The 23,966-nt window shown below is 50.2% G+C and carries 14 protein-coding genes; 3 read left to right on the plus strand and 11 right to left on the minus strand.

Annotated elements, in window-relative coordinates; genetic code table 11:
* The first annotated feature begins 22 nt into the window (after positions 1-22).
* Together K300_RS0104725 and feoB are read left to right on the plus strand one after the other, a co-directional pair.
* Positions 23-259 (plus strand): FeoA family protein, encoded by a 237-nt coding sequence (locus tag K300_RS0104725; RefSeq protein WP_022850517.1) that lies wholly within the window; start codon positions 23-25, stop codon positions 257-259.
* On the plus strand, positions 256-2,376 hold the full coding sequence (gene feoB, locus K300_RS0104730; RefSeq protein ID WP_022850518.1) for a ferrous iron transport protein B: 2,121 nt from the start codon (positions 256-258) through the stop codon (positions 2,374-2,376). The genes K300_RS0104725 and feoB overlap by 4 nt, the downstream gene beginning before the upstream one ends.
* Before the next feature lie 102 nt (positions 2,377-2,478).
* On the opposite strand, the gene K300_RS0104735 is transcribed toward feoB, so the two are convergent.
* The 7 genes from K300_RS0104735 to K300_RS0104765 all read right to left on the minus strand — a co-directional run bounded on the left by K300_RS0104735 (position 2,479) and on the right by K300_RS0104765 (position 15,444).
* Positions 2,479-5,136 (minus strand): tetratricopeptide repeat protein, encoded by a 2,658-nt coding sequence (locus K300_RS0104735; RefSeq protein ID WP_022850519.1) that lies wholly within the window; start codon positions 5,134-5,136, stop codon positions 2,479-2,481.
* 16 nt (positions 5,137-5,152) lie between these two features.
* Complete coding sequence (locus K300_RS0104740; protein ID WP_022850520.1) at positions 5,153-6,388, minus strand: M16 family metallopeptidase; 1,236 nt, start codon at positions 6,386-6,388, stop codon at positions 5,153-5,155.
* Between the two features lie 47 nt (positions 6,389-6,435).
* A complete protein-coding gene (locus K300_RS0104745) occupies positions 6,436-11,142 on the minus strand; it encodes an NAD-glutamate dehydrogenase domain-containing protein (RefSeq protein WP_022850521.1) in 4,707 nt (1,568 codons plus the stop codon).
* A 295-nt stretch (positions 11,143-11,437) separates the two neighbouring features.
* Entirely contained in the window at positions 11,438-11,905 is a 468-nt protein-coding gene (locus K300_RS0104750) for a chemotaxis protein CheX (protein ID WP_022850522.1), read from the minus strand.
* A gap of 47 nt (positions 11,906-11,952) precedes the next feature.
* The gene (locus tag K300_RS14580; protein WP_022850523.1) at positions 11,953-12,513 is read right to left on the minus strand and encodes an NUDIX hydrolase; all 561 of its coding nucleotides are present in this window, start codon (positions 12,511-12,513) and stop codon (positions 11,953-11,955) included.
* Positions 12,506-15,136, minus strand: a complete 2,631-nt coding sequence (gene alaS, locus K300_RS0104760; protein WP_022850524.1) for an alanine--tRNA ligase — start codon at positions 15,134-15,136, stop codon at positions 12,506-12,508. The genes K300_RS14580 and alaS overlap by 8 nt, the downstream gene beginning before the upstream one ends.
* Positions 15,133-15,444 carry an HNH endonuclease gene (locus K300_RS0104765; RefSeq protein WP_022850525.1) on the minus strand — a complete coding sequence of 104 codons (312 nt, stop codon included), beginning with the start codon at positions 15,442-15,444 and terminating at the stop codon, positions 15,133-15,135. The genes alaS and K300_RS0104765 overlap by 4 nt, the downstream gene beginning before the upstream one ends.
* A 176-nt stretch (positions 15,445-15,620) precedes the next feature.
* Here K300_RS0104765 and pckA point away from each other — a divergent pair, with 176 nt between their 5' ends.
* Positions 15,621-17,210 (plus strand): phosphoenolpyruvate carboxykinase (ATP), encoded by a 1,590-nt coding sequence (gene pckA / locus K300_RS0104770; protein WP_022850526.1) that lies wholly within the window; start codon positions 15,621-15,623, stop codon positions 17,208-17,210.
* An 836-nt stretch (positions 17,211-18,046) separates the two neighbouring features.
* Here the strand turns inward: pckA and K300_RS0104780 are convergent.
* From K300_RS0104780 to topA, 4 genes are all read right to left on the minus strand, one after another.
* Positions 18,047-19,327, minus strand: a complete 1,281-nt coding sequence (locus K300_RS0104780; RefSeq protein ID WP_022850528.1) for a diguanylate cyclase — start codon at positions 19,325-19,327, stop codon at positions 18,047-18,049.
* Positions 19,328-19,390: 63 nt separating this feature from the next.
* Positions 19,391-20,296 (minus strand): tyrosine recombinase XerC, encoded by a 906-nt coding sequence (locus tag K300_RS0104785; RefSeq protein WP_022850529.1) that lies wholly within the window; start codon positions 20,294-20,296, stop codon positions 19,391-19,393.
* A gap of 2 nt (positions 20,297-20,298) precedes the next feature.
* Positions 20,299-21,603 carry a methylenetetrahydrofolate--tRNA-(uracil(54)-C(5))-methyltransferase (FADH(2)-oxidizing) TrmFO gene (trmFO, locus tag K300_RS0104790; protein WP_022850530.1) on the minus strand — a complete coding sequence of 435 codons (1,305 nt, stop codon included), beginning with the start codon at positions 21,601-21,603 and terminating at the stop codon, positions 20,299-20,301.
* Positions 21,600-23,951, minus strand: coding sequence for a type I DNA topoisomerase (topA, locus tag K300_RS0104795; RefSeq protein ID WP_022850531.1), 2,352 nt, complete (start codon positions 23,949-23,951; stop codon positions 21,600-21,602). The genes trmFO and topA overlap by 4 nt, the downstream gene beginning before the upstream one ends.
* Between the last annotated feature and the right edge of the window lie 15 nt (positions 23,952-23,966).

Here is a 23,966-nt window from a genome sequence, read left to right on the forward strand (position 1 = left end):
TTTTCATTTATGGAGGAACTTAATGGATAAGTGTCTCAGGCTTATGCAGTCCGGCGAAAAAGGAAGGATAAGCAGAATTGAAGGACATGGTGAAGTCGCACGCAGGATCAGAGATATGGGTGTAGGCGTGGGTTGTCTTGTTAAGATAGTGGGCAGGGCTCCCCTGAAGGATCCTGTTGCAATAAAGGTGAATAACAACACGATCACCCTCCGCAATAACGAGGCTGATTACATCTTTGTGGAGGATGCAGAGTTATGAGAACCATTAAAGCTGCACTGGCAGGCAACCCCAATGCAGGGAAAACCACACTCTTCAACGCCGTTGCTGGTACAAGATACCATGTTGCAAACTACCCCGGCGTCACCGTGGAGAAGAAGGAAGCTACCATCTCTCAGGAAGACTGTCAGATTATACTCACAGACCTCCCCGGAACATACTCACTTACGGCATACTCCCTCGAAGAGGTTGTGGCCAGAGACTTCATAACCATAGACAGCCCCGATGTTGTTGTTGATGTTCTGGATGCTTCTAACCTTGAACGAAACCTGTACCTCGCCGTTCAGCTCCTTGAGCTTGGAGCTCCCATAATATTCGCACTCAACATGGTGGACATGCTTGAGAAACGGAATATAACCATAGATGACAAGAAGCTGAGCGAAGCCTTCGGTGCTCCTGTTGTACGCACCGTGGCAAAGGATGGAACCGGGAAAAAGGAGTTGCTTGAAGCTATTATGCAGTCCTCCAACACCGGTGTCCGGAAGGATTTCGAGATATCCTACGGGCCGGACCTCGACCCGGCCATCGATGATATGGTCGCACTCATAAAGGAAAACTCATTCTTTACGGATCTTTACCCCGCCAGATGGACAGCTGTTAAGTACCTCGAAGAGGATGAAAAGGTACTTGAGAGGGGTGCGGCCATTCCGGAAGTGCACGAGAAACTCAAGGAGATCACAGCAAAGGTTGAAAAACACCTCAAAACAACGCTGAATACATACCCCGAGGTTGTTATTGCGGACTACCGCTACGGCTTCGTAAACGCTGCCCTTCGCGATGTAATAAAGCGGGACAACAACACCTTCGACCGAGTGGAGGTTTCCGACAAGGTGGACAGGGTTCTCACCCACCGCCTCTTCGGTCCTATCATCATGCTCGGTATTATATACGGTATTTATAAATTCACCTTCACGGCGAGCGAATACCCCGTGGGGTGGCTGGAAACGATCTTCGGCTGGATGGGGGACTTCTTCACCAGGGTTCTGCCCGACGGCCTTTTACAGTCGCTCATCGTATCGGGGATTATAGACGGTGTCGGCGGTGTTCTGGGATTCACCCCCCTAATACTTTTCATGTTCTTTGTAATCGCCATTCTTGAGGATTCGGGTTACATGTCCCGTATCGCATACATGCTCGACCGTGTCTTCCGCTCCTTCGGCATGCAGGGAAGCTCCGTTGTTCCCTATATAGTATCGGGCGGAATCGCAGGCGGATGTGCAGTACCCGGTGTTATGGCGGCCAGAACCATCAAGGGTGACAAGGAGCGTCTCCTGACGATACTCACCGCACCCTTCATGCCCTGCGGTGCAAAGATACCCGTTTACGCCCTTCTCATAGGAGCATTCTACCCCGGAGACAAGGGGCTCGCCATGCTCGGCATAACCCTGCTCAGCTGGCTCCTTGCACTCATCTCCGCTTTCGTGCTGAGCAAAACCGTGGTCAAGGGTGAGAACTCCGCCTTCGTTATGGAGTTGCCCCCGTACCGCTTCCCCACACTCAGAGGTCTGCTGATCCACGCATGGGAGCGTACCTGGATGTATATCAAGAAGGCGGGTACGTTTATCCTCGCAATATCCATACTACTCTGGGCACTGATGACCTTCCCTGGCCTCCCAGAGGACAAAGTTCAGGAATATGAAACAAGAGCCGCAGCAGCACAGACCGAAGAGGCGCAGACAGAAGTATACAGGGAGATGTCCAGAGAGGAGCTCAAGGGAACCGTTGCGGGAACCATCGGCTCCAGCCTGGAACCCGTAACAAAGTATGCAGGCTTTGACTGGAAAACCAACATCGCACTCATAGGTGGTATTGCAGCCAAAGAGGTTATCGTATCCACCCTTGGAACGGCGCACTCCCTCGGTGAGGTCGATATGGAGGAATCAACATCACTCTCCCAAAAGCTTAAGAACGACCCCGACTGGACAGGTGCAAACGCCCTCGCGCTCGTGGTGTTTGTAATGCTCTATGCACCCTGCTTCATCACGATTATCGCCATAAGGAAGGAAACCGGTTCATGGGGCTGGCCAGCCTTTACATTAGTGAGCTACACGGTCATAGCTTATGTGGGCGCAGTTGCGGTGTACTCTGTATTCTCATAGTTTAGAGGATCTCAATTAATAGAATGGGGTGCTTCCTGCGGGGGGCACCCTTTTTTTATGCTGAGTTTTAATAGAAAAGGCTGGACGGATAGTACAAAAAAATCAGGCGAGCATACTGCGGGCTTTCTCAAGGTTTCGGATAACTAGCCTTGTGTTGGGATGGTCCTCACCTAGGCTTGTTTCGATAAGCTCCAGAGCCCTTTCAAAGAGGGATACGGACTCCTCTGTCTCACCCCTTCTGTAAAGAACCTCGCCAAGATTATTAAGACTCGTTGCAGTTACAGGGTGCTCACCAAGGCTCTCCTCACGGATATTCAGAGCCTCCCTGTAAAGCTTCTCCGCCTCGGCGAATTCCCCTCTCCTGCTTATGACGTAGGCGAGGTTGTTCATCTCCGTTGCTGTTTCGGGATGTTTATCCCCAAGGCTTGCCAGACTAGCCTCTAGAGCGCCTCTAAAGATTTCCTCTGCCTCATCATAATCCCCTTTGCGAAACTTGAGGGAGGCGAGGTTTGCCAGACCAGTAAGGGTGCTGGGGTGCAGCTTTCCTAGGGTCTTCTCCTTAATCTCAATAGCCTTTTCGTAAAGGGGCTCAGCCCTTTCGTATTCACCTTTGCAGTAAAGCACGTAGCCGAGGTTATTATAGAAGGCGGCAGTCAGCGGATGCCCTTCACCCTCTCGACCCTCTTTAGCCTCTAACGCTCTGTGGAAAAGGGGTTCTGCGGTGTCGTAATCACCTTTACGGAAGAAGAAGAAGGCAAGCCTGCTTATGCTTCTGGCTGTATCGGGATGGTCCCCTCCGAGAACCTTCTCGTTGGTCTCCAGTATCTCTCTGTAGACTTCCTCAGCCTCGTCAAACTCCTTCAGCTTCTCAAGGACACCTGCGTAATCCTCCATCGCTTTGAGCGTATCCTTATGGTCATCTCCGAGCCTCTGTTTATGAAGCCTTGCGTTTCGCTCGGCAACGACCTTTGCCTCCTCGAGATCACCGCTCTTTATGGCGAGGTCCGTCATCTTCTGGAGCAGCTTGAGTGTATCGGGATGATCCGGCCCATCGGCATCCCCTTTGGTTTCGATGGTCTTCTCCATCAACTCCTTAGCGGATTTATAATCACCCTGTGCGGCATATAGGGAGGCAAGGCGGCTCTGTGTCTTGAGGGTTTCATCATCCTCAGGCCCGTTCAGCTTCTCCTTGATGTTTACCACACGCTTAAGCAGGGGCTCAGCGCTGTCATACTCCTCAACATGGAAGTACATTCTGGCGAGCCTTTCGATGCTTCTGGCGGTGTAGGGGTGTATGAGACCCATGATCCCCTTGAGGTACTCCACAATATCCCTGTGCAGGGTTATCCAGAAGCCCATCTTGTCGCCGGAGAAGAACTTTTCATGGTGGTCCAGAAACCATTCGGTGAAGCCTTCACCATCCAGTACTGACTTTGCATGGGTGTAGGCCTCACGGAATGTCACGAAGAATTCCTCGTTAAGAAAGCCGGGGTTAAGCTTCTCCAGCTTTTTGTTGTAGTAGTTGAAGAGGGAGAAATGGATGTTGTCCTTCTGATCGCCGTTCATTCCGGCGTACATCTCCTCGCTGAATGTCCGGTTTATGACAGAATAGCCAAGACCCGCATCCCCCTTAACAACCGGGAGACGCAGAAAGTCCTCGAAGGTAAAGCCCACACCCTCGGGTATGAACTCATCTATCATATACTTGTAGAGCTCCTTATCAAAACACCCCGCAACGGAGAGAACCCTTGCAAGCTCTGCTTCGTAGTCCATGAAAACGGCTGTGTAGAGCATAAGTATCTCGTTCTTTCCATGCTCCACATCATCGGGCTCGGGCTCTCTCCCCTCTCCCTCAGCCATTAATCTGAGAGTGTCCGCAATAACGTTGAGAAGAAGCGGACTGCCGGCTGAGGATGCGAATATCGCCTTCTTCAGTTCGCCCCCCTTCAGCCCCTTCTCTTTGAGGACTGCAGAGGCCTCCGCTTCGTTAAGAGGAGGCATATTAAACAGCTCAAAGGGTCCCTCAAAGCCGGACTCCTTCCACTGGAAAACATCACGCCCGCCGATAACAAAGAGCACTCCAGGGAGCCTTTCGGCAAGCTCCATAAGCCAGCGGCCACGCTTTGCCCTGGAAGGGCTTGAGTCCTCATCGTAAAGATATTCCGCAGAATCTATGAAGAATACAGCCTCGGAACCGTCAAGGGATCTCTGGAGGTCCTTTGCCCATAGAGACGGAAGGCTCTTCCTGAGCTGTTCCGGTGATTTTTCAAGCATAGCGTTGAAGAGCTCTCCACCGCCGCTTTTCCACCAGTTCTCTACATCCTTCCGGTTGTTCTCAACGGCGGAATATACCTTGGCAACGAACTCGCTTCCGCTGGTTCCGGGCATGCCGAGGATCTGGGTGAGCACACGACTGGTGGAGCAGAGCCTTAGGTTCCGGTCCAACTTCTTCTTTGAATTGGTTCTAACTAGATAGAGGGCGTAGCCTATATCGAAGGATGGAAAGCCGAGCTTGAATCTTTTGATAAGCTCACCCCTCAGGGCGAGCAGAGCCATCTCCTGATCGGTGGCGGAGGGTACCGCAAAATCGAGATACACATTGGGCGTACCTGCGCGCTCATCTGCGAGACGTTCCCGCAGATGGTTAAGAAGGGTGCTTTTTCCGCTCCCCTCTTCACCTTTAACGGCAAGGACTCCCCCTTCGGGGAGCATCTCGAAGAATTTCTGTGCATAAAGCTTGAAAAATGCCGGCGATTCCATCGGTAGTCTATCCTTATTAACCCCCGGGGAGGGTTCTTACATCGATATACTTACCTGAGAATACCTTATTTGCCGCCTTTAGTATATCCCCACTCTCCACAGAACTGATTTTTTCCAGAAAATCATGGTAGTAGGCGGGGATTCCGAGGGTGTAGGAATATCCGATATCCCTTGCCTCGCTGGAGCTTCGCTCCCTCTGGAAGGCTGTCTGGCTCTTCAGCCTGTTCTTAGCTCTCTCTATGCTTTTCTCGCCTATATATTCCCCGAGTTCCGGAATAAAGGAATCCAGATACCTAACAACCTCGTCACTCTTCCCTTCACTGCAGGTATAGGTGAATATGAATGAACCCCCATGCTTAAGGCCCAGATAGCCTGCATTAATGGAGTTCACGATGCCCAGCTCGTGCTTGAGCTTTGAATTAAGCACAGAGAATTCACCACCAGCGATAATCTCGGAGAGCACCTCAAAGGAATAGAGCATATCCGTTTCAACATCGGGTGCGGGGTATGCCACAACACCATACTCCTGGCTAACACCACGCTCGAAGGTTTTTACGATATTACCCTGCAGTCCCCTGTTCGCCTCGCCGGAGTAGCGACTGCCGGCCCCCTCCTTATCATCCCTTTCAAAGTATTTAACGGCGAGCTTGAGGGCCTCTTTCTTATCCATATCACCCGCAATAACGAGTGTCATGTTCTCCGGATGGTAGTAGTGATTGTAGTAATCAAGGAGCTGTTCCCTTGTGAAGGAGAGCACGTTCTCCTCGGTTCCGATAACCTCACGCTCGTAGGGGGAGGACTTGAAAAGCTCCCTGTAAAGATAGACCCACATGTCATAGGTGGGCCTGTCAAACTTGCGCTTTATTTCCTGAACAACAACGGGCTTCTCCTTCTCGATCTCCTCTGGAAGGAACTTCGCATCGAACAGCATCTCGCTGAGGACATTAAAGGCTGTCTCGGCGTTCTTTGATGGCATAGTGATATAGTAGAAGGTGTAGTCCTTGCTGGTGGCGGCGTTCATGCTTCCGCCGGAGCTCTCAACCGTTCTGTCTATATCACCGGGTTCGAAGGATTTCGTTCCCTTGAAAACCATGTGCTCAAGGAAATGGGAGATCCCGTTGTTCTTATCGTTCTCATTCACCGCACCTGTTTTCATCCATACCTGAACAGAAGCCACCTTCATATCCGGCATATTGCGGTAAACAACATCAATTCCGTTTTTCAGTTCAAATCTTTCCACTGACGCGTTCAATACAGACCCCGTTAAAATTATGAGCCAGAACGTCAGGAGGATTACTCTCATCCCTTTACCTCGTATCTGTCCGCCACTGTGGCAAACATCTCTATTATTACGTTGAAGGGAACCAGAGAATCAATCTCTTCGTTTCTGGCGGATTCCATGAACCTGTCGTAGTTTTCGATAAAACCGCTTTCCGTGTCAAGGAGATTATGAAGCCAGTTTCTGTCACGCATGCAGAAGCTGGTGGAGAGAACCATCTGGATGCGCTTCAGTTTTATCAGCATCGTCTCCTTATTCACCCTCTCCCACTCGTTCTTGATCTTAATTCCCTTCATCTTCTGGGTAAGGGTATTGATCTCGAAACGGCGGCCTATCTCATAGTAGCGCTTGAGAACATCCCTAACGGGCATTCCGGTCCGGCATACTATGCGGAAGACATCAAAGGCTGGCTTGTTGTAGCGTATCCTGCAAACCTTCGTCGCTAGGGTTTTGGGGATACCGCAGTCCGTAAGCTCCTTGATGAGATAGTTGTACTTATCCTTCATGTCATCGGTCATATATCTAGGCAGGAGCTTGAAGACCTCCTGAAGCTGGTCCTCCTTACCCTTGAGCAATTCACGGTTTTCATCGAGTATAAGCCATTCCACAGAAACCTTAATCGTTTTCTCCAGTTCCATAAGTGCCAGATACTGGGCCTTTGCCTGTGCTCTGTTATCGAGCCTCCTTATATCGGCCCTTATCTCTCTGCACCCAAAGAGCTCCTCGCCAAGGAGATAGTTCTCCACAAGCTCCTCAAAGGGGCGGTTTGTGCTCTTAGATAATTCATAGAAAAATGTAGAGCCCGTCTGGTTCATTATTCTATTCACAATGGCCGTTGCGGTTATCTCGCTCATCAGCTTGTGACCATCCAGCTTTTTACCGTATCTCTCCACTACGCTCTTCGGATAGTAGTCGTTATATTCTCTATATACCAGAGGGTTGTCAAGGTTAAGCATCCCCTCCACATGATTGTAGAGGTGTATCTTTGCATAGGACAACAGAATCGCAAGCTCAGGAGCCGTGGCGGTTCTTTCTGCATCGGTGAAGCGTATATGCTCTATGCGGAAATCGAGAAGCCCTTCATCACGCAGAAACCTAGCCGTTTCACGGTAGGTTACGGGATTCTCGGAATAGCGCATAAGATCGCTGCTCACTGTCATCGACTGGCTGTAGTTTCCGTTAAGCACAAGATCAGTAACCTCGGGGGTTATCTTCCGTATATAGCTGTTGCGCTCCTTCATATCCTTCATCAGGTTCTGCTCGACGAAGTGGTTGAAGATAATCTTCAGGTTTACCTCATGGTCGGACATATCAACGCCGCCGGAGTTGTCCAGAGCATCTGTATAAACATGGCCGCCAAGCTCGGCAAACTGCATCCTTGCAAGCTGGGTGAATCCTAGGTTTCCGCCTTCGCCTATCACTTTCACACGGATAGCATCCGCATCCACTCGCACATCATCGTTGGAGGGGTCTCCAACCTGCCTGTCCGTCTCGAAAGAGGCCTTGACGTATGTTCCGATGCCGCCGTTCCAGAGGAGCTCCGCTTCCATGCGCAGGATGCACTGGATAAGCTCTCCGCCGGTAAGGGTATCCTCGGATGTGGCGAGCATCTCCTTTATCTCAGGGGTAAGGTTTATACGTTTAGCCGCCCTGTCGAATATGCCTCCACCCTTTGAGATCAGCTTGATGTCGTAATCCTTCCAGTTCATCTGGGGATTGCGGAAAAGCCGCTGACGCTCCTTGTAACTCGTTTCTGCATCGGGGTTGGGGTCGAGGAATATGTGCATATGGTTAAAGGCCGCCTTAAGCCTTATCTTTCTGGAAAGGAGCATACCGTTTCCGAAGACGTCACCGGACATATCGCCGATGCCGATCACGGTGAACTCCTCGTTCTGGATATCCTTGCCACGCTCACGGAAGTGTCGCTTAACGCTCTCCCATGCACCCTTGGCTGTGATACCCACCTTCTTATGGTCGTACCCCGTACTGCCGCCGGAGGCGAAGGCATCGCCGAGCCAGAAGCCGTAGTTAACGGAGATGGAGTTTGCTATATCACTGAATGTCGCCGTACCCTTGTCCGCCGCCACAACGAGGTAGGGATCATTCTCGTCATAGATGCGTACACGTTTGGGATGGACAACCTTCGTACCTTTGTAGTTGTCGGTGATGTCAAGGAGGCCGCTGATAAAGTTCTTGTACTGGTTGACGATGTTCTCCCTGTCCTCGCTCCTCTCTGCAAAACGCTGCTTCACGATGAAGCCCCCCTTGGAGCCCACGGGGACGATCACTGCGTTCTTCACCATCTGGGTTTTCACAAGGCCGAGGATCTCCGTACGGAAGTCGTCGTTACGATCGCTGAAGCGGATTCCGCCCCTGGCAACCTTCCCCCCTCTGAGATGAACACCCTCCATGGAGGCGCTGTGTACGTATATCTCAAACATAGGTCTAGGTTCACTTATAATAGGCATATCCTTCGATTTGATCTTGAAGGATATGTACTCACGCTGGGGCTCCATGTAGTAGTTCGTCCTGACGATCCCCTGTATAACCTTGAGAAAATAGCGCAGAGCCTTATCCTCACTGGCGGATTCAACACTCTCGATCATGCTGCGGATATCCTTCTCTATATCCGTGGTGTCCTTCTTCTTGCCGGAGGGGTTAAACTTAAGCTCAAAGTACTGAACAAGCTTGGCGGCGATCTCGTTGTTATCGATGAGCGCCATGCTCAGAGTTTTCACATAGAAACTTGAATCGATCTGTTTTATGAAATAGCGAAGACCGCGCAGGATATCTATCTGACGCCAAGTGAGTTTTTCGGAAACGGCCAGTGCGTTAACACGGTCGTTCTCCACCTTTCCGCTCAGTATCGCCGTAACGAGTTCGGGGATGTTCTTTTGGTATGTTGCAGCAAAGACCTCCGGATCCGCAATATCTGCGAAGTACACAACGTTGATATACTGGCTTCTATTCTCAAGCTCGATCTCATAAATATCCTGCTCGAAAACCTTTAGGCCGAGGTTGTCGAGGATAGGCATCAGCTCTGTGAGGAGGAGGCGCTTCTCCGAATAGATGCGCAGTATGGCCATATCCCCTTCGCTGTGGAGGACAGAGCTTATACCCTTAAGCTTCATAAGGCGGATTATATCGAGATAACCCTCCGCAGGGGTGTTTTTACTCTTATACGCCTCGTTGAAGTGAGGTGAATACTGCTTAAATACCTGATCGCATTCGCCACCGCCAAGCCTCTCTCTGAGCATATCGTAAAGATATGTATCCCAGTCCTTAAGCATGGACATTATGCCGGCCTTTATCTCCGCCTCATCGATATTATCAAGGATGGAGGCATCCTTAACTATAAGATGGAAATGGAGAAAACTTCTCTTATGCTGGTCGTCCCTTATGGATATATCCAGAGTGGTGGCGTTGAAGAAAAGTTCGAGGAAGGAGCGGATCTCCTCCACAAGCTCGGTGGAGAAACGTGCAAGGGGCATCGCAATAAAGAAGAAGATATTCTTCAACGGCCTGAAGTCCCTGTAGCATATCCTGAGCTGGTTCGCACCCTGCATGGAAAGGATAAGCTCGAGTATCTCCGCAATCGCCTCCTTCTCGAAATTGAATATCTCCGTCTTCGGGAAGTGATCGAGAATATCACGTATCCACTTATAGTCGTGGGAGCCGGGAACGAAGTTGAAGTAGTCAAGGGTATCTCTAACCTTCTCCTTAACGATGGAGATCTCGTGGGGAGCAGCCTTATGGGCCACACTTGAGAAGAGGCCCAGAAGATACACAAGCCTTGTTTTCGGACCCTCATTATCTATAAAGATGATCCTGTCGAAATGGGAACGCTCCTTTACAAGGCTCTTTTTCAATGATTTATCAACCACAACGGGGTAGCCGTTTACCGTATTGAACTTCCCTTCCTTCACCGATTCCAGAAGCATGCTGTAGTTCGGTTCCAGGGTATACAGGTTAAATACGCCGAGATCGGAAAAATGTCTCTCACCGCTCTGTTCATCTATCTCCACAACCCTAGTTCCCTGGAATATGAAGTTTTCATCCATAAGCCAGTGGATAAACTTGCTAACATCGCTGTCCTTCTCACGGAACTCCATGGCGAGGTTGTGCATTACCTCATTCATAGACTGGAAATCGTCCACAGCCGCCATAACGTTGCTGTAGATCTCTGAGATGTCACTCTTTATGGTCTTAACCTCAGACTTCTGGATGTCCTCCATGAAGATAACAACGAAGCTTTCGTTTCCGCCCCCCACATGGCTGTCGCCGATCTCGGTTATCTTTCCGGTTCTGTCACGTTTAATGCCGAAAATAGGGTGGACAACAAAAAGCTTATGGTCATCAAGGGAGCCGAAATACTCCCAGAGTGAATCGTATATAAAGGGGCGGTCATCGGTGACTATGGAGGCGATGCAGAAATTACCAACAAAGAAAGGGAGCTCCTCCATTGTATCGATATCAACGGAAAGTTTCTTCTTCTTCCTCTTCTCAACCTTGTCAAAAAGGTACTTATAAAGCTCCACCATATCCTCATCGGAGAGGAAGTTGACGAGGTTAACTGGAAGATGCCGCATCATTATGCGTGCAAAGTTGTAAAGCGGCTTTTCTTCGTAATTCTTGAAGATCTCCTTATGGCGATCATCAAGGCTTGTTCCTTTAAACCTGTTGAAATCCGTCCTGGTAAGGCAGGAAATACAGGAGAGATTGAGCATTAGAGCCTCCCTATTATATTACTGAAATTATCTGGATTTATACGGATACCGCAAACAGATAGAATGCGGGTAAAAAACGGTTCGGAATGTGTGCACTTCTTGAAATAATTAATTAACAAAGTTCAACCAGCCTTAAACATTCGGAGATTGACTTATGAAGAATAACACAAAAAAAACTGTTTTGAAACAAAAGGTTAAATGAAGACGCAGATAGAGGGTTGTTAAGGTAAAGGGTTTAACTCTGGATCATTCTCAAAGGAAACAGCCTTCTATTTCCTTAGACTAAAAGGCTAAACTACTTTTTTTCCTTCATGGCAACCTCAACAACAAAGATCTTATCGTTGAGATGGAATTTGACACCGATGCAGATTATGTTCGCAGGGCGCTGTATGGTATGCCCTTTGCCCACAACAACATTGGGAACGGATATGTTGAATTTCTTGCCTTTGTCGGAGAAATGCTTCTTTGCACTGCCAGTGACCATGTTGATAATCTCACCCACAGCATCGCCGAGCTCGTTATTAAGCTCTGTGATCTCCTCGCCGAGGAACTGGCTGCCTACCTCAAGGGCGAGATCTTCGGGAAAGCTAATGGAAACATAGCCCACAAAGTCGCCCACAAGGCCGATGGCACCGGAAACATCATAGAAAAGCTTTTCATCGGATTTGATATAGAGATCCCCTTTTACGGGATCCATGCCTATCATTGTTTTGAAAACGGAAAGGGTGGAAGAGATAAAGGGATTAACAAATTCAGCTTTCATATTAAGAGTCCTCCAGTGCTCATACACTGAGATTAACTAAATAATACCTAGTTGTCCAACATTTTTAGAGTGACAAGAAATTTATAAAGTATGCGGGCTGTGAGCCCCCAGATTATATCATGGTTATGGCGGAAGAAATAGACCGTAACCTTCTCGCCACGCCTGACCCAGTTCTCTGTCCAGCGAAGTTCAGGATCCGCCAACGTCTCCAGCGGTATACGGTATACTGCGCTCACCTCATCGGGGGAGAGGACCAGATTCAGCGGTTCGCTGAGAAGACCCACATACGGGGTAACACGGAAACCAGCCTTGGAGATCTCATCATCGAGGGTACCCACAACTTCGATACGTGAAGCTGGCACACCGATCTCCTCATAAACCTCACGGTGGGCGCCGTCAAGGGTACTCTCACCCTCATCCACAACACCCCCCGGAAATGAAACCTCTCCACCGTGGCTGTTGAGGCTTTCGGGTCTCTTTGTAAAGAGGACCTCTGCACCAGATTCCCCCGTAACAACGGGGAGGAATACCGAGGCGCAGGTTTCTGTGCGGGGGAGCTCAACCCTTCGGTAGCCCCCCACAGCACGCCTTATGCTGTCCCTATCCAAGCATACCTTCCACTATTGCAGGTGCCGCCCCAAGAGCCTCATCGGTTTTTTCGGGCTTCTTACCACCCGCCTGGGCCATATCGGGGCGTCCGCCACCGCCGCCGCCGGCAATGGAGGCAACCTCTTTGATAACGGAACCAGCTTTTATCTTATCGGTCAGATCCTTTGTAACTCCGCAGATAAAGGTAACCTTATTCTCATCGGCGGATGCCGCCAGAGCAACGCCGGACTTCATCTTATCCCTCGCCGTATCTATGAAGTTGCGAAGCGCATCGGTGTCCGCTCCGTCCATCCTCGCAGTCAGGAGCTTAACACCCTTAACCTCAATAACATTCTTGAGCAGGTCATCCGCCTTGGAGGAGTTGAGCCTGTCGTTAAGCTTCCTTATCTCACGCTCCTGTTTCCTGATGGTTTCGTTAAGCTCGTCCACCCTGTTCTCAACGCTGTCCACAGAGCTTTTGAGTGATAGGGAGAGCTGCTTAAGGACACGGTCGTTCTTCATGACATAATCCACAGCCGATTTGCCTGTGAGTGCTTCTATACGCCTGATACCAGAGGCAACGGAGGTTTCGGAGATTATCTTGAAAAGACCGATGTCACCCGTTCTGTCGACGTGGCATCCTCCGCAGAGCTCAAGGCTGAAACCGGGAACCTCCACCACACGCACAGTATCGCCGTACTTCTCACCGAAGAGCGCCATAGCACCCTTCTCCATGGCGGATTCGATGCTCTCCTCCGTGGCAGCAACGCCGCTGTTTACCATAACACGCTCATTCACAAGTGCCTCAATACGCTCGATCTCTTCGGGGGTTACCTGAGCGAAATGGGTGAAATCAAACCGGAGCCTGTCCGGTGAAACAAGGGAGCCCGCCTGACGAACATGATCGCCGAGGACTGTCTGCAAAGCCTTATGGAGAAGGTGGGTCGCCGTATGGTTGCGCTCGGTGGCGGCTCTCGCCTCCTCGTCCACACTGGCTGTTACCTCTTCACCCACGGCAATGCTTCCAAGCTCTATTTTACCCGTATGAACGATGAGCCCGTCACCGTATCTCTTTGTATCCTTAACCCTAAAAAGGGCGTTTTCTGTCTTTATGGTTCCGATATCTCCGGCCTGTCCTCCACCTTCTGCGTAGAAGGGAGTAGATTCCAGGACTAGCTCAGCCTCACCATCGGCCCTTTCGCTCCTCTCACCGTTTACGATGATAGATTTCACCACCGTTTGACGTTCAAGGTCGCTGTACCCGATAAACGGGGTTTGCTTAAGCTCGGAGGCGATATCGCTGTACACACCGGAAACAGATTCGTAGGCAGCGGAGCTCCATGACTTCTTCGCACGCTCCTGCTGTTCCGCCATCTCCTTGTTGAAACCTGTCATATCAAGGGCAAAGCCTGAGTCCTCCGCCATATCCTCAAGGAGGTCCACGGGGAAGCCGTAGGTATCATAAAGGCGGAAGATCTCATTACCGGGGATCTCCTTCTTCTCGCCGTACTTCTCGAAAAGCTCGGCGATGAGCTTCATACCGATGGAGAGGGTCTTCCCGAACTGCTCCTCCTCGCTGGTAACAACCTTTTCGATGTAGCTTCTCTTGTCCGCAAGCTCGATGTAGTGACCCTTCATGAAGTCGATAACGAAACTGCACACCTTATGGAAGAAGGTTCCTTCGAAACCGAGCATCTTGCCGTGGCGCATCGCCCTTCTCATAATACGGCGGAGGACGTAGCCCCTTCCTTCGTTGGAGGGCATTACGCCGTCGGCGATGAGGAAGGTTGCAGCCCTTGAATGGTCCGCTATAACACGCAGGGAGACGTCGTTGTCAGTATCTGCGCCGTACTTTATGCCGGCGAGTTCCGCCGTAAACTCGATAATAGGCTTTATGAGGTCCGTGTCGTAGTTGCTTGTGACCCCCTGAACAACGGAGGCTATACGCTCAAGCCCCATCCCTGTATCAATACTCGGCTTGGGCAGGGGTGTCATCTCACCGCTCTCATCACGGTTGAACTGCATGAAAACGAGGTTCCAAAGCTCGAGATGGCGATCGCATTCGCAGTCACGGTCGCATTCGGGGCGTCTGCATCCAGTATGCTCGCCCTGGTCAATATGGATCTCCGAACAGGGGCCGCAGGGGCCTGTATCACCCATGGACCAGAAGTTGTCCTTCTCCCCCCGTCTTTCGATGTTCTCCTCGGCCACGCCGATAACATCACGCCATATCTCAAAGGCCTCTTCATCGTCTTTATATATGGAAACGAACATCTTATCCGCAGGAAGCCCCACAACGTTCACAAGGAAATCCCAGCCGAACTTAATGGCGTCCTCCTTGAAGTAGTCGCCGAAGGAGAAGTTGCCGAGCATCTCAAAGAAGGTGTGATGCCTGGAGGTTCTGCCCACGTTCTCAAGGTCGTTATGCTTCCCGCCGGCTCTCACAACCTTCTGGCATGTGGTGGCCCTTGAGTATTCCCTCTTCTCACTTCCGAGAAAGGTATCCTTGAACTGGTTCATCCCTGCGTTTGCGAAAAGCAGTGTGGGGTCATTTTTAGGTACAAGGGGGGAGGAGGGAACAATCTCATGCCCCTTGCTCTGAAAATATTCTAAAAACTTCTGTCTTATATCGCTTCCTGTCATTCTTCCTTCTCCTCATTTCCAAGGGCGTTAAGGTACTCCTCCCACTCAGTGGGGAGCATATATTTCTTTTTTGAATTGCATTCCTTACAGGAGGGTACAACATTCCCCTTTGTGCTTGTTCCGCCTCTGGCGAGGGGTACGACATGGTCCATCGTAAGCTCATCTGGTCTGAAACTGCATCCGCAGTAATGGCACACACCAGCATCGACCTTCTGTTTCCACCATTGTTTACGGCGCAGAAGCCTGGCCTTTTCCTTCTCTTTTTTTATGTGTTTATCGTCCGCAGCATCAAAGAATATTGAATCCATAACCTATTCCGGTGACCGTAGAGTATAGGATACAGAATATTCAATATCAATACAATAATGCAAAAGAATTACATATTTTCTACACATTTTTTGTCATTTTTTATGGAATATCGTTCTAAATTCATTTAGTATTCATTTGCTTAAAAGCACAGCAACAAGCAATTTCTGGAGGGTATATGAAAACTGAGCGCACAGGGCTTGAGGAGTACGGGTTCACGAACCTTTCCCGTATCCACTGGAACCTGCCCACACCTGCACTTTATGAGCAGATCATAAATCGTAATGAAGGAATGCTCGCTCATCTCGGACCCGTGGTTGTCCGCACAGGACACCACACAGGACGCTCCCCCAACGATAAGTTCGTTGTGGACGAGCCGGAAACAACTAACGATGTGTACTGGTCCAAGGAGAACAAAAAGTTCACCGAGGAACAGTTCGACAAGCTTCTCGGCAAGATGGCCTCATACCTGCAGACAAAAGAGGTCTTCGTTCAGGAATGCTACGCAGGAGCAGACGAGGACACAAGGCTTAAGGTCAGGGTTGTAACAGAAAACGCATGGCACAGCATGTTTGCCAGAAACATGTTCATCCGTGAGAAGGACGTAAACAAGCTTGACGAGTTCCAGCCCGATTTCACCGTTGTTGACTGCCCCAGATTCCACGCCGACCCCGAAACCGACGGCACCAACTCCGAAACTTTCATCATAATCAACTTCAAGCGCAGAATGGTTATAATCGGCGGAACAAGCTATGCGGGGGAGATCAAAAAATCTATCTTCACCGTTATGAACTACCTTCTCCCCAAGAACGATGTAATGAGCATGCACTGCTCCGCAAACATCGGCGAAGAGGGCGACACAGCCATCTTCTTCGGCCTTTCCGGAACAGGAAAAACAACCCTCTCCACCGACCCCGAGCGATATCTCATCGGGGATGATGAACACGGCTGGAATGAATCCGGCGTTTTCAACATCGAAGGTGGATGCTATGCGAAGGTTATCAAACTCTCCGCAGAAGCAGAGCCCGATATATATGAATGTACAAGGAAATTCGGCACAGTCCTTGAGAATGTCATGGTAGATTCCAGAGGCAGAAGCATCGACCTTGATGATGACTCCCTCACAGAAAACACCAGAGCCTCCTACCCCATCACCCATCTCCCCAAGATTGTGGAGAGCGGCAAGGGTGGACACCCCGACAACATCATTTTCCTTACCTATGATGCCTTCGGCGTTCTCCCCCCTGTTTCCAAACTGAGCATCGAGCAGGCGATGTATCACTTCATATCAGGCTACACAGCCAAGGTTGCCGGTACTGAGAAGGGAGTTACCGAACCCAAGGCTGTTTTCTCCGCATGCTTCGGAGCACCTTTTATGGTTTGGCACCCCTCTGTTTATGCAAAGCTCCTCGGCGAGAAGGTGAGAGCGAAGGGGGCCCAGTGCTGGCTGGTTAATACAGGCCTCACAGGCGGCCCCTACGGCGTTGGAAAACGTTTTGCCATCAAGTATACCAGAGCTATCATCAAGGCTATCCTCAGCGGCGAACTCGCAAGCGGAAAGTTCACCACAGACCCCGAGTTCGGGTTCGGCATACCCGAGCATATCTCAGGCGTTCCCGAGGAAGCACTCGACCCCAGTAACGGATGGTCTAGCAGAGCGGACTACGATGCTAAGCTCAAGGAACTTGCCGGCAAGTTCGCAGAGAATATCAAACGATTCGAAGAGGGAATGGACCCCGAGATCCTCAAAGGCGGACCCACCCTTTAATGGCTATAATATTTGAACTATTTGAATAATTTCCCATCCATGGAAATTATTCTGTTGTTCGAGCAAGGAAACCTTGCTCTCTCGCACTTCCGGCTATGTGAATTGAGCAAAGCCCAATTCAGCTTCGCCTTCAGGGCTCCCATCCGTGGGAGCCTATTTTTATCTGGGAAATTCATCATCCTGAGAATTTCCCTGCCGCTACGCTTGGCAAAGCCTTCGCTTCGCTTACTTCCGTTACAGAATATGAAGCTTAGCTCCATATTCTTCACTTCAGGGCTCCCATCCGTGGGAGCCTATTAGGTAGCAACCTTCATCGTCAGGATTGAATCGAGCTGGCTATAATGTTTACACTCAAGAGAAAACAACGTGAAACGTGAAAAGGTGTATCGACTAGATGGCTACTAGTAGCCCACAACCAGTTTTGTCACAAATGCTCTTAATCTTCCCCGAATGTTTTACAGCCGAATGAACTCTTTTGGAACCGCCCGGAAGTTTTGGCCGCACGTGACAGATGAGTTAATATTAAATGCTGAACACTTTAATGTGTGAAGTGCGGTTACACTCCTCAGCATCAGCAAAACTTCAGGTGGAAAAAGAGTGAAATGAGGGCACCGCCATCACTTACGAATTTATGAATATAAATGAGTAACAATGGGAGCTGTAAAACCCTGAGGGAAAGGTTTTGCATACTTTTGCGCCAAAAGTATGGCGTGCTTTAGCACGAAATCTAAATGAATCTGGGAAATTCATCATCCTGAGAATTTCCCAGATATATCGCAGCCGGAAGTACGAGAGAGCAGGCTTCCCCCGCTCGAACAACAATGGAATGAATATAATCACACAACCCTGTTCCGCCCCTCTTTCTTCGCCTGATAAAGACGGTCATCTGCGAGAGTGACAAGCTTCTCGTAGTCGTCCACCTCGTTCCTTGAAGCCACGCCGAAGCTGCTGGTAAGGCATCTGTCGAGACAACGGAAGTTGTGGTTTTCTTTGGTGAGTCTGAGTTTTTCAGCAAGGGTCTGGGCCCCTTCAATACCGGTATCCGGGAGCAGTATAACGAATTCTTCGCCACCATACCTTGCGAGGGTATCCGCACTGCGAACGGATGATTTTGCGAGTTCTGATATACCCTTAAGAACATCATCGCCGCATTTATGACCGTAGTCATCGTTTATCGATTTAAAATGGTCCACATCGAACATAATCACAGCATACTCCGTACCGTTCCTCTTGAACCTCCCTTCTTCCTTGCTGATCGCCTCGTAGAAGTAACGGCGGTTAAAGAGGCCGGTCAGACCGTCTGTTATGGCCTGTGCCTTGAGGAGCCGGTTTTTCTCCTCCATGGAGTCGATGAGCTTTTTGTTGAGCAGATGCGCCCTAGTGCGCAGGAAAAACTCCTCTACATCAAAAGGTTTACGGAAGAAATCGTTAACACCCATGTAGAAAAGGCGGTTGCGAACCTCCCTGTCATCGGCCACAGTGAGGGCTATTATCGGAGAGGATTCCAGACCTCTGGTACTGCGTATCTCCTCCACAAGGTCTGCACTTGTTGCACCCTTGCCCATGAAGTAGTCTATAAAGAAGATGTCTGGCCTTCGCTTACCTTCACGCATGCAGGTCATTGCATCTTCGATGGATCCGTAGCCCACTGTATCAAGCCCTATGCGCCTCAGCAGGCCTATAATAAAATTGCGCTGCAGCTTGCTGTCCTCTATAACACAGGCCTTCATCCCTGCAAATTCAGAAGATTTGGCAAAGTTTGTTATATTTTTAAGGAAGGTTCCAAGCCCTTCCTTAACAGTGTTTTTATGGAAAAAACCGAAGGCCCCCGCCTGGAAGCATTTGGAGCGGACCTCCTCATTATTGTCGGAAGTGATTATCATTACTATAGTTTTTTCGAATGCTGGATTCTCCTTAATCTCACGGCAAAGGTCAAGACCAAGGCCGTCCGGCAGGTGCATATCAAGGGTTATAACATCCGGAACAAGCTCTGATAGTGATTCACGGGCAGTTTCAATATCCTCCGCCTCGGTAACTGTATATCCAAGACTTTCAAGCTCGTTTCTGATGTTTTTACGTACCAGTCTGCTGTCGTCAATGATCAGAGCGTATTCCATCTAATAAAGCCTCTTGTGTGTGGTTTTTAAGAATAATACCTAAAGAGTAATTTTTAGACAAGTCTAACGCTTGGCCTTTGGATGTGTTTCATCGTAGATTTTTAATAAATCAGACAAATTAAGATGGGTATACTTTTGGGTAGTGGAGAGTGATTCATGCCCAAGCAGCTGTTGTATGGTTCTGAGATCCGCTCCACCCTCCAGAAGATGCGTTGCAAAGGAATGCCGGAAGCTGTGGGGGGAGAAATCGAGGGGAAGGCCTGCCTGTTTGAGGTATTTATCCACCATACGCCTGATGGAACGGTCGGTGAGCCTTGATCCTAAACGATTGATAAACAGTGCATCATCAAGGGGATACCGACCTTCTGCCGCCACATCGGGTCGCACAGAAATGTATTCCTTAATCATATCCACATGAAGGTCGGCCAGCGGAACTATCCGCTCCTTCTTACCCTTTCCCCGCACACGAATCCGCTTCCCTCCGGGATCGCAGTCGGATATATCCATTCCCGCCAGCTCAGAGACTCTAACCCCTGTACCGTACATAAGCTCCAGCATGAGAGCATCTCTAAGCCCTGAGGGTTCGCTCTGATCGGGAAGATCAAGCAAGGCCACAACATCGTCTATATTAAATACCTGGAACAGTTTTTTGTCTTTTCTGGGGAATTTAAGCATACGGGCGGGATTCTCTTCCAGAATACCTTTCTTTGACAGGAAGGTACAGAAGGACTTCACAGAGGAGAGCTTGCGCTCAATGGTGGATTTTGACAGTCCCCTGTCGTAGAGTTCGGCCATGAATCCCCGCAGCGTGAAGTAGTCCATATTCTTGGTGTCATTTATCTTTTCATCATCGAGGTAATTAAGAAGTTCGGCCAGGTCGCCGGAATATGCCTTTATGGTGTGCTCAGAGGAGCCCTTCTCGTTTCTGAGAAAGTTAAGGAAATCCGCAACCCCTCTCTCCGTATCCAAGTCTATCCTCCGATGAAACTGCTCAGGCTCTCTATGGCCCGCTCCGCTGCTTTGCGTTTTTTAAGCTTCTTATCCTTTATTCTTTCGGGCAGGGGTGGGAGCATGCCAAAATGGAAGTTGCTGGGCACATATTTCTTACGCTTCTGCGCATACCTGTCCGTAACGAACCTGCCGAGGGAACCGAGCGCAGTATCCTCCGGAAAGGAAAGGGAATCCTTGCCTTCCAAGCGGTTTGCCAGATCGAATGCGGCTATAATCCCCGATGCGGCGGATTCGAGATATCCTTCCACGCCGGTCATCTGCCCTGCGAAGTAGAAGCCCTCTTCGTACCTGAACCTATCGTCCAGATTTCCAGGTGCATGAATGTACGTATTGCGGTGGATAGAGCCGTAGCGGAGGAACTCTGCATTCTCAAGACCGGGAATCATCCTGAACACACGCCTCTGCTCGCCGATCTTCATCTTGGTCTGAAAGCCCACAAGGTTATAGGCTGTGCCCTCGTCATTCTCCTTACGCAGCTGCAATACTGCATAGTAACGCTTATCTGTCTCCGGATGCTCAAGCCCCACGGGCTTCATCGGTCCGAAAACAAGGGTCTTCCGCCCACGGGAGGCCATCTCCTCCACGGGCATGCACCCTTCGAAGACGTTCATCTTCTCAAAGTCACGGAACTCAACCTTCTCCGCTTCCATAAGGGCATCGTAGAAGGCGTTGTATTCATCCTCAGTGAGGGGGCAGTTTAGAAAATCAGGATCCCCTTTACCATAACGGCTCTTGAAGAAGCATTTATTCAGGTCAACGGATTCGAAATCCACAATGGGTGCAATGGCATCGAAGAAATACAGGCCGCCGCCGAAGAGCCCTTTGACCTTCTCTGCCAGGGTATCGGATGTCAGCGGACCGCTTGCCATAATAAGAGGACGGTCGGAGGGGATATCGGTAACCTCTTCTCGTATAACCTCAATATTGGCACACCCTTCGATCTCATTTGTGACATACTCCCCAAAGGCATCCCTGTTAACTGCGAGGGAGCCTCCTGCAGGCACACGACAGGCCTTCCCCGCACGGACAACGAGGCTGTCCATCATCTCCATCTCCGCCTTGAGAAGCCCCGCTCCCGTGTCCAGGCCTTCGGCCTTAAGGGAGTTTGAGCATACCAGCTCACCGAACATCGCCGATTCATGGGCGGGAGTGTTCACATGGGGACGCATCTCGTACAAACGAACGGAATGCCCCCTGCGGGCTAAATGAAGAGCGGCCTCACATCCAGCAAGGCCGCCCCCGATTATCGTTATAAAGTTATTCATTTTGAAGTGATTGTTCCGTCTTCCAGAGTTTTGATGGGTTTGGTGCTTTTACATTTGGGATAGGCTGTGCATGCGAAGAACTGCCCCCTGGGGCCTCTTTTGAGAGCCATTTTGGAGCCGCACTTGTCGCATTCCACCTTATCATCGACCTTTATGATCTCGGGAACGATGTCCCCGTTTTCGTCTGATTTCATGTTCGCAGTAAAGTCGCAGTCCGGATAGCCGGAGCATGCGATGAACATCCCCCTTCTGCCGGACTTGACCACCAGCCCCTTTTCGCATTTAGGGCATGGTGTTTTGAGCTGTTCGTCCTTGCCGATCACCTTAACGTTCCCGTCGGGCAGGCGTACGAAGTTCTTTATATTCTTGCATTCGGGATAGCCGGGGCATGCCAGCATCTCACCGAAGCGGGTTTTCTTGATTACTAGTTCTTTACCGCACTTGTCGCATTCGATACCCGTGGGCTGATCCTTGGGCTTGTCCACAAGCTTAACGGTTCCGTCCTCCTGCCTCTCGTAATCGGAGGAGAAGTCGCAGTCGGGATACTTGGAGCATGCGGCAAAGGAGCCGTTACGGCCATATTTGATAACAAGTTCGCCGCCGCACTTGGGGCATTCGGAATCGAGTTTAAGGTCGACGCTGAATTTCTCTCCCGCCTTGTCAAGCTCGGGTTTAAAGCTTCCGAAGAACTGCTCAAGGACCTGGTTCCATTCCGCCTCACCTTCGGCGATCTTATCAAGATCCTGCTCAAGGCCTGCGGTGAATTTTATCTCGAAGATGTGGGGAAAGTTGCTCACGAGGAGCCTGTTCACGATTCGCCCAAGCTCGGTGGGGCGGAAACGCTTCTCGCTGAGTTCCACATACTCCCTGTCCTGAATGGTGGATATGATGGAGGCGTAGGTGGAGGGTCTTCCGATCCCTTCCGCCTCAAGGGTTTTAACGATGGTCGCCTCGGTATACCTTGGCGGGGGCTGGGTGAAGTTCTGCTTGGGATCAAACTTAGCCGCCTTGGCAGGTGTTTTCTCTGCAACATCGAAGAGGATAGCATCGGGATCCTTCTGCTTCTCCTCGTCACCCTCTATGTAGAGCTGACGGAAACCTGCGAACACAAGCACCTTTGCCTGGGTCTTGAACTCGTATGTTCCGTCACTGATGAGTATCGTTGTCTGATCGTATTCCGCATCCGCCATCTGGCTTGCAACAAAGCGTTCCCAGATGAGCTTGTAAAGCCTGAACTGCTCGTTGGAGAGGTACTGCTTAACCTTCGCCGGAGAGTTGGCAACGGACGTGGGGCGGATAGCCTCGTGGGCGTCCTGGACATTCCCTTTGGACTTGCCCTTCTTGTTACCCTTACCGAGGAACTTGTCGCCGTATTCACCTGAGATATAGCCTCTGGCATCGTCAACGGCATCCTCGGAAACACGGGTGCTGTCCGTTCTCATGTATGTGATAAGACCCACAGGACCCTGCTTGCCTAGTTCCAAACCTTCATAGAGCCTCTGGGCGGTCATCATAGTCTTCTTTGCGGAGTAACCGAGCTTACGGCTCGCCTCCTGCTGGAGCATGGAGGTGGTGAAGGGAACGGGTGCGGACTGCTTTACACGCCTCTTCTTAACGGAGGAAACCTCGAAATCCGCTTTTTTAAGGGCATCGAGTACGCCTGTGGCCTCTTCCTCGTTGCCTATCTTAAACTTCTTACCGTCCTTCTTCTCTAACCTGGCCTTAAGCTCCTCTTCGGCGTTGCCGTTCATGTGGAAGAAGCCGTCAATGGTCCAGTATTCCTCTGGCTTGAACTTCTCGATCTCCTCCTCACGCTCACAGATGAGCCTGAGGGCAACCGACTGAACACGTCCGGCAGAAAGACCGTACTTTAGCGGCTTCCAGAGGAGTGGGCTTACAAGGTAGCCCACCAGTCTGTCCAGAATACGCCTGGACTGCTGGGCCATTACCCTTTCGTTATCTATCTCTGTGGGTTTGGATATACCATCCTTAATGCCCCGCTCTGTGATCTCGTTGAAGCAGACACGCCTTATCTTCGCCTGGTTCTTTTTGCCAAGCTCCGAGGCAATATGCCATGCGATCGCCTCCCCTTCACGGTCGGGGTCGGGTGCGAGGTATACCTGCTCCGCACTGTTTGCCTCTTTCTTGAGCTCGTCCAGAACCTTCTTCTTCCCCCGTATGGTTATGTATTCCGGCTGAAAGCCGTTCTCCACATCCACACCGATCTTGTTCTTGGGAAGATCCTTAACATGCCCAACACTGGCCAGAACCTTATAGTTCCTACCCAGATACTTTTCGATTGTTCTTGCCTTTGCGGGTGACTCTACAATAACCAGATTCTTAGCCATATCTAATCAGAATTG

This window comes from Limisalsivibrio acetivorans (assembly GCF_000421105.1).
Classification (GTDB): Bacteria; Chrysiogenota; Deferribacteres; order Deferribacterales; family Geovibrionaceae; genus Limisalsivibrio; species Limisalsivibrio acetivorans.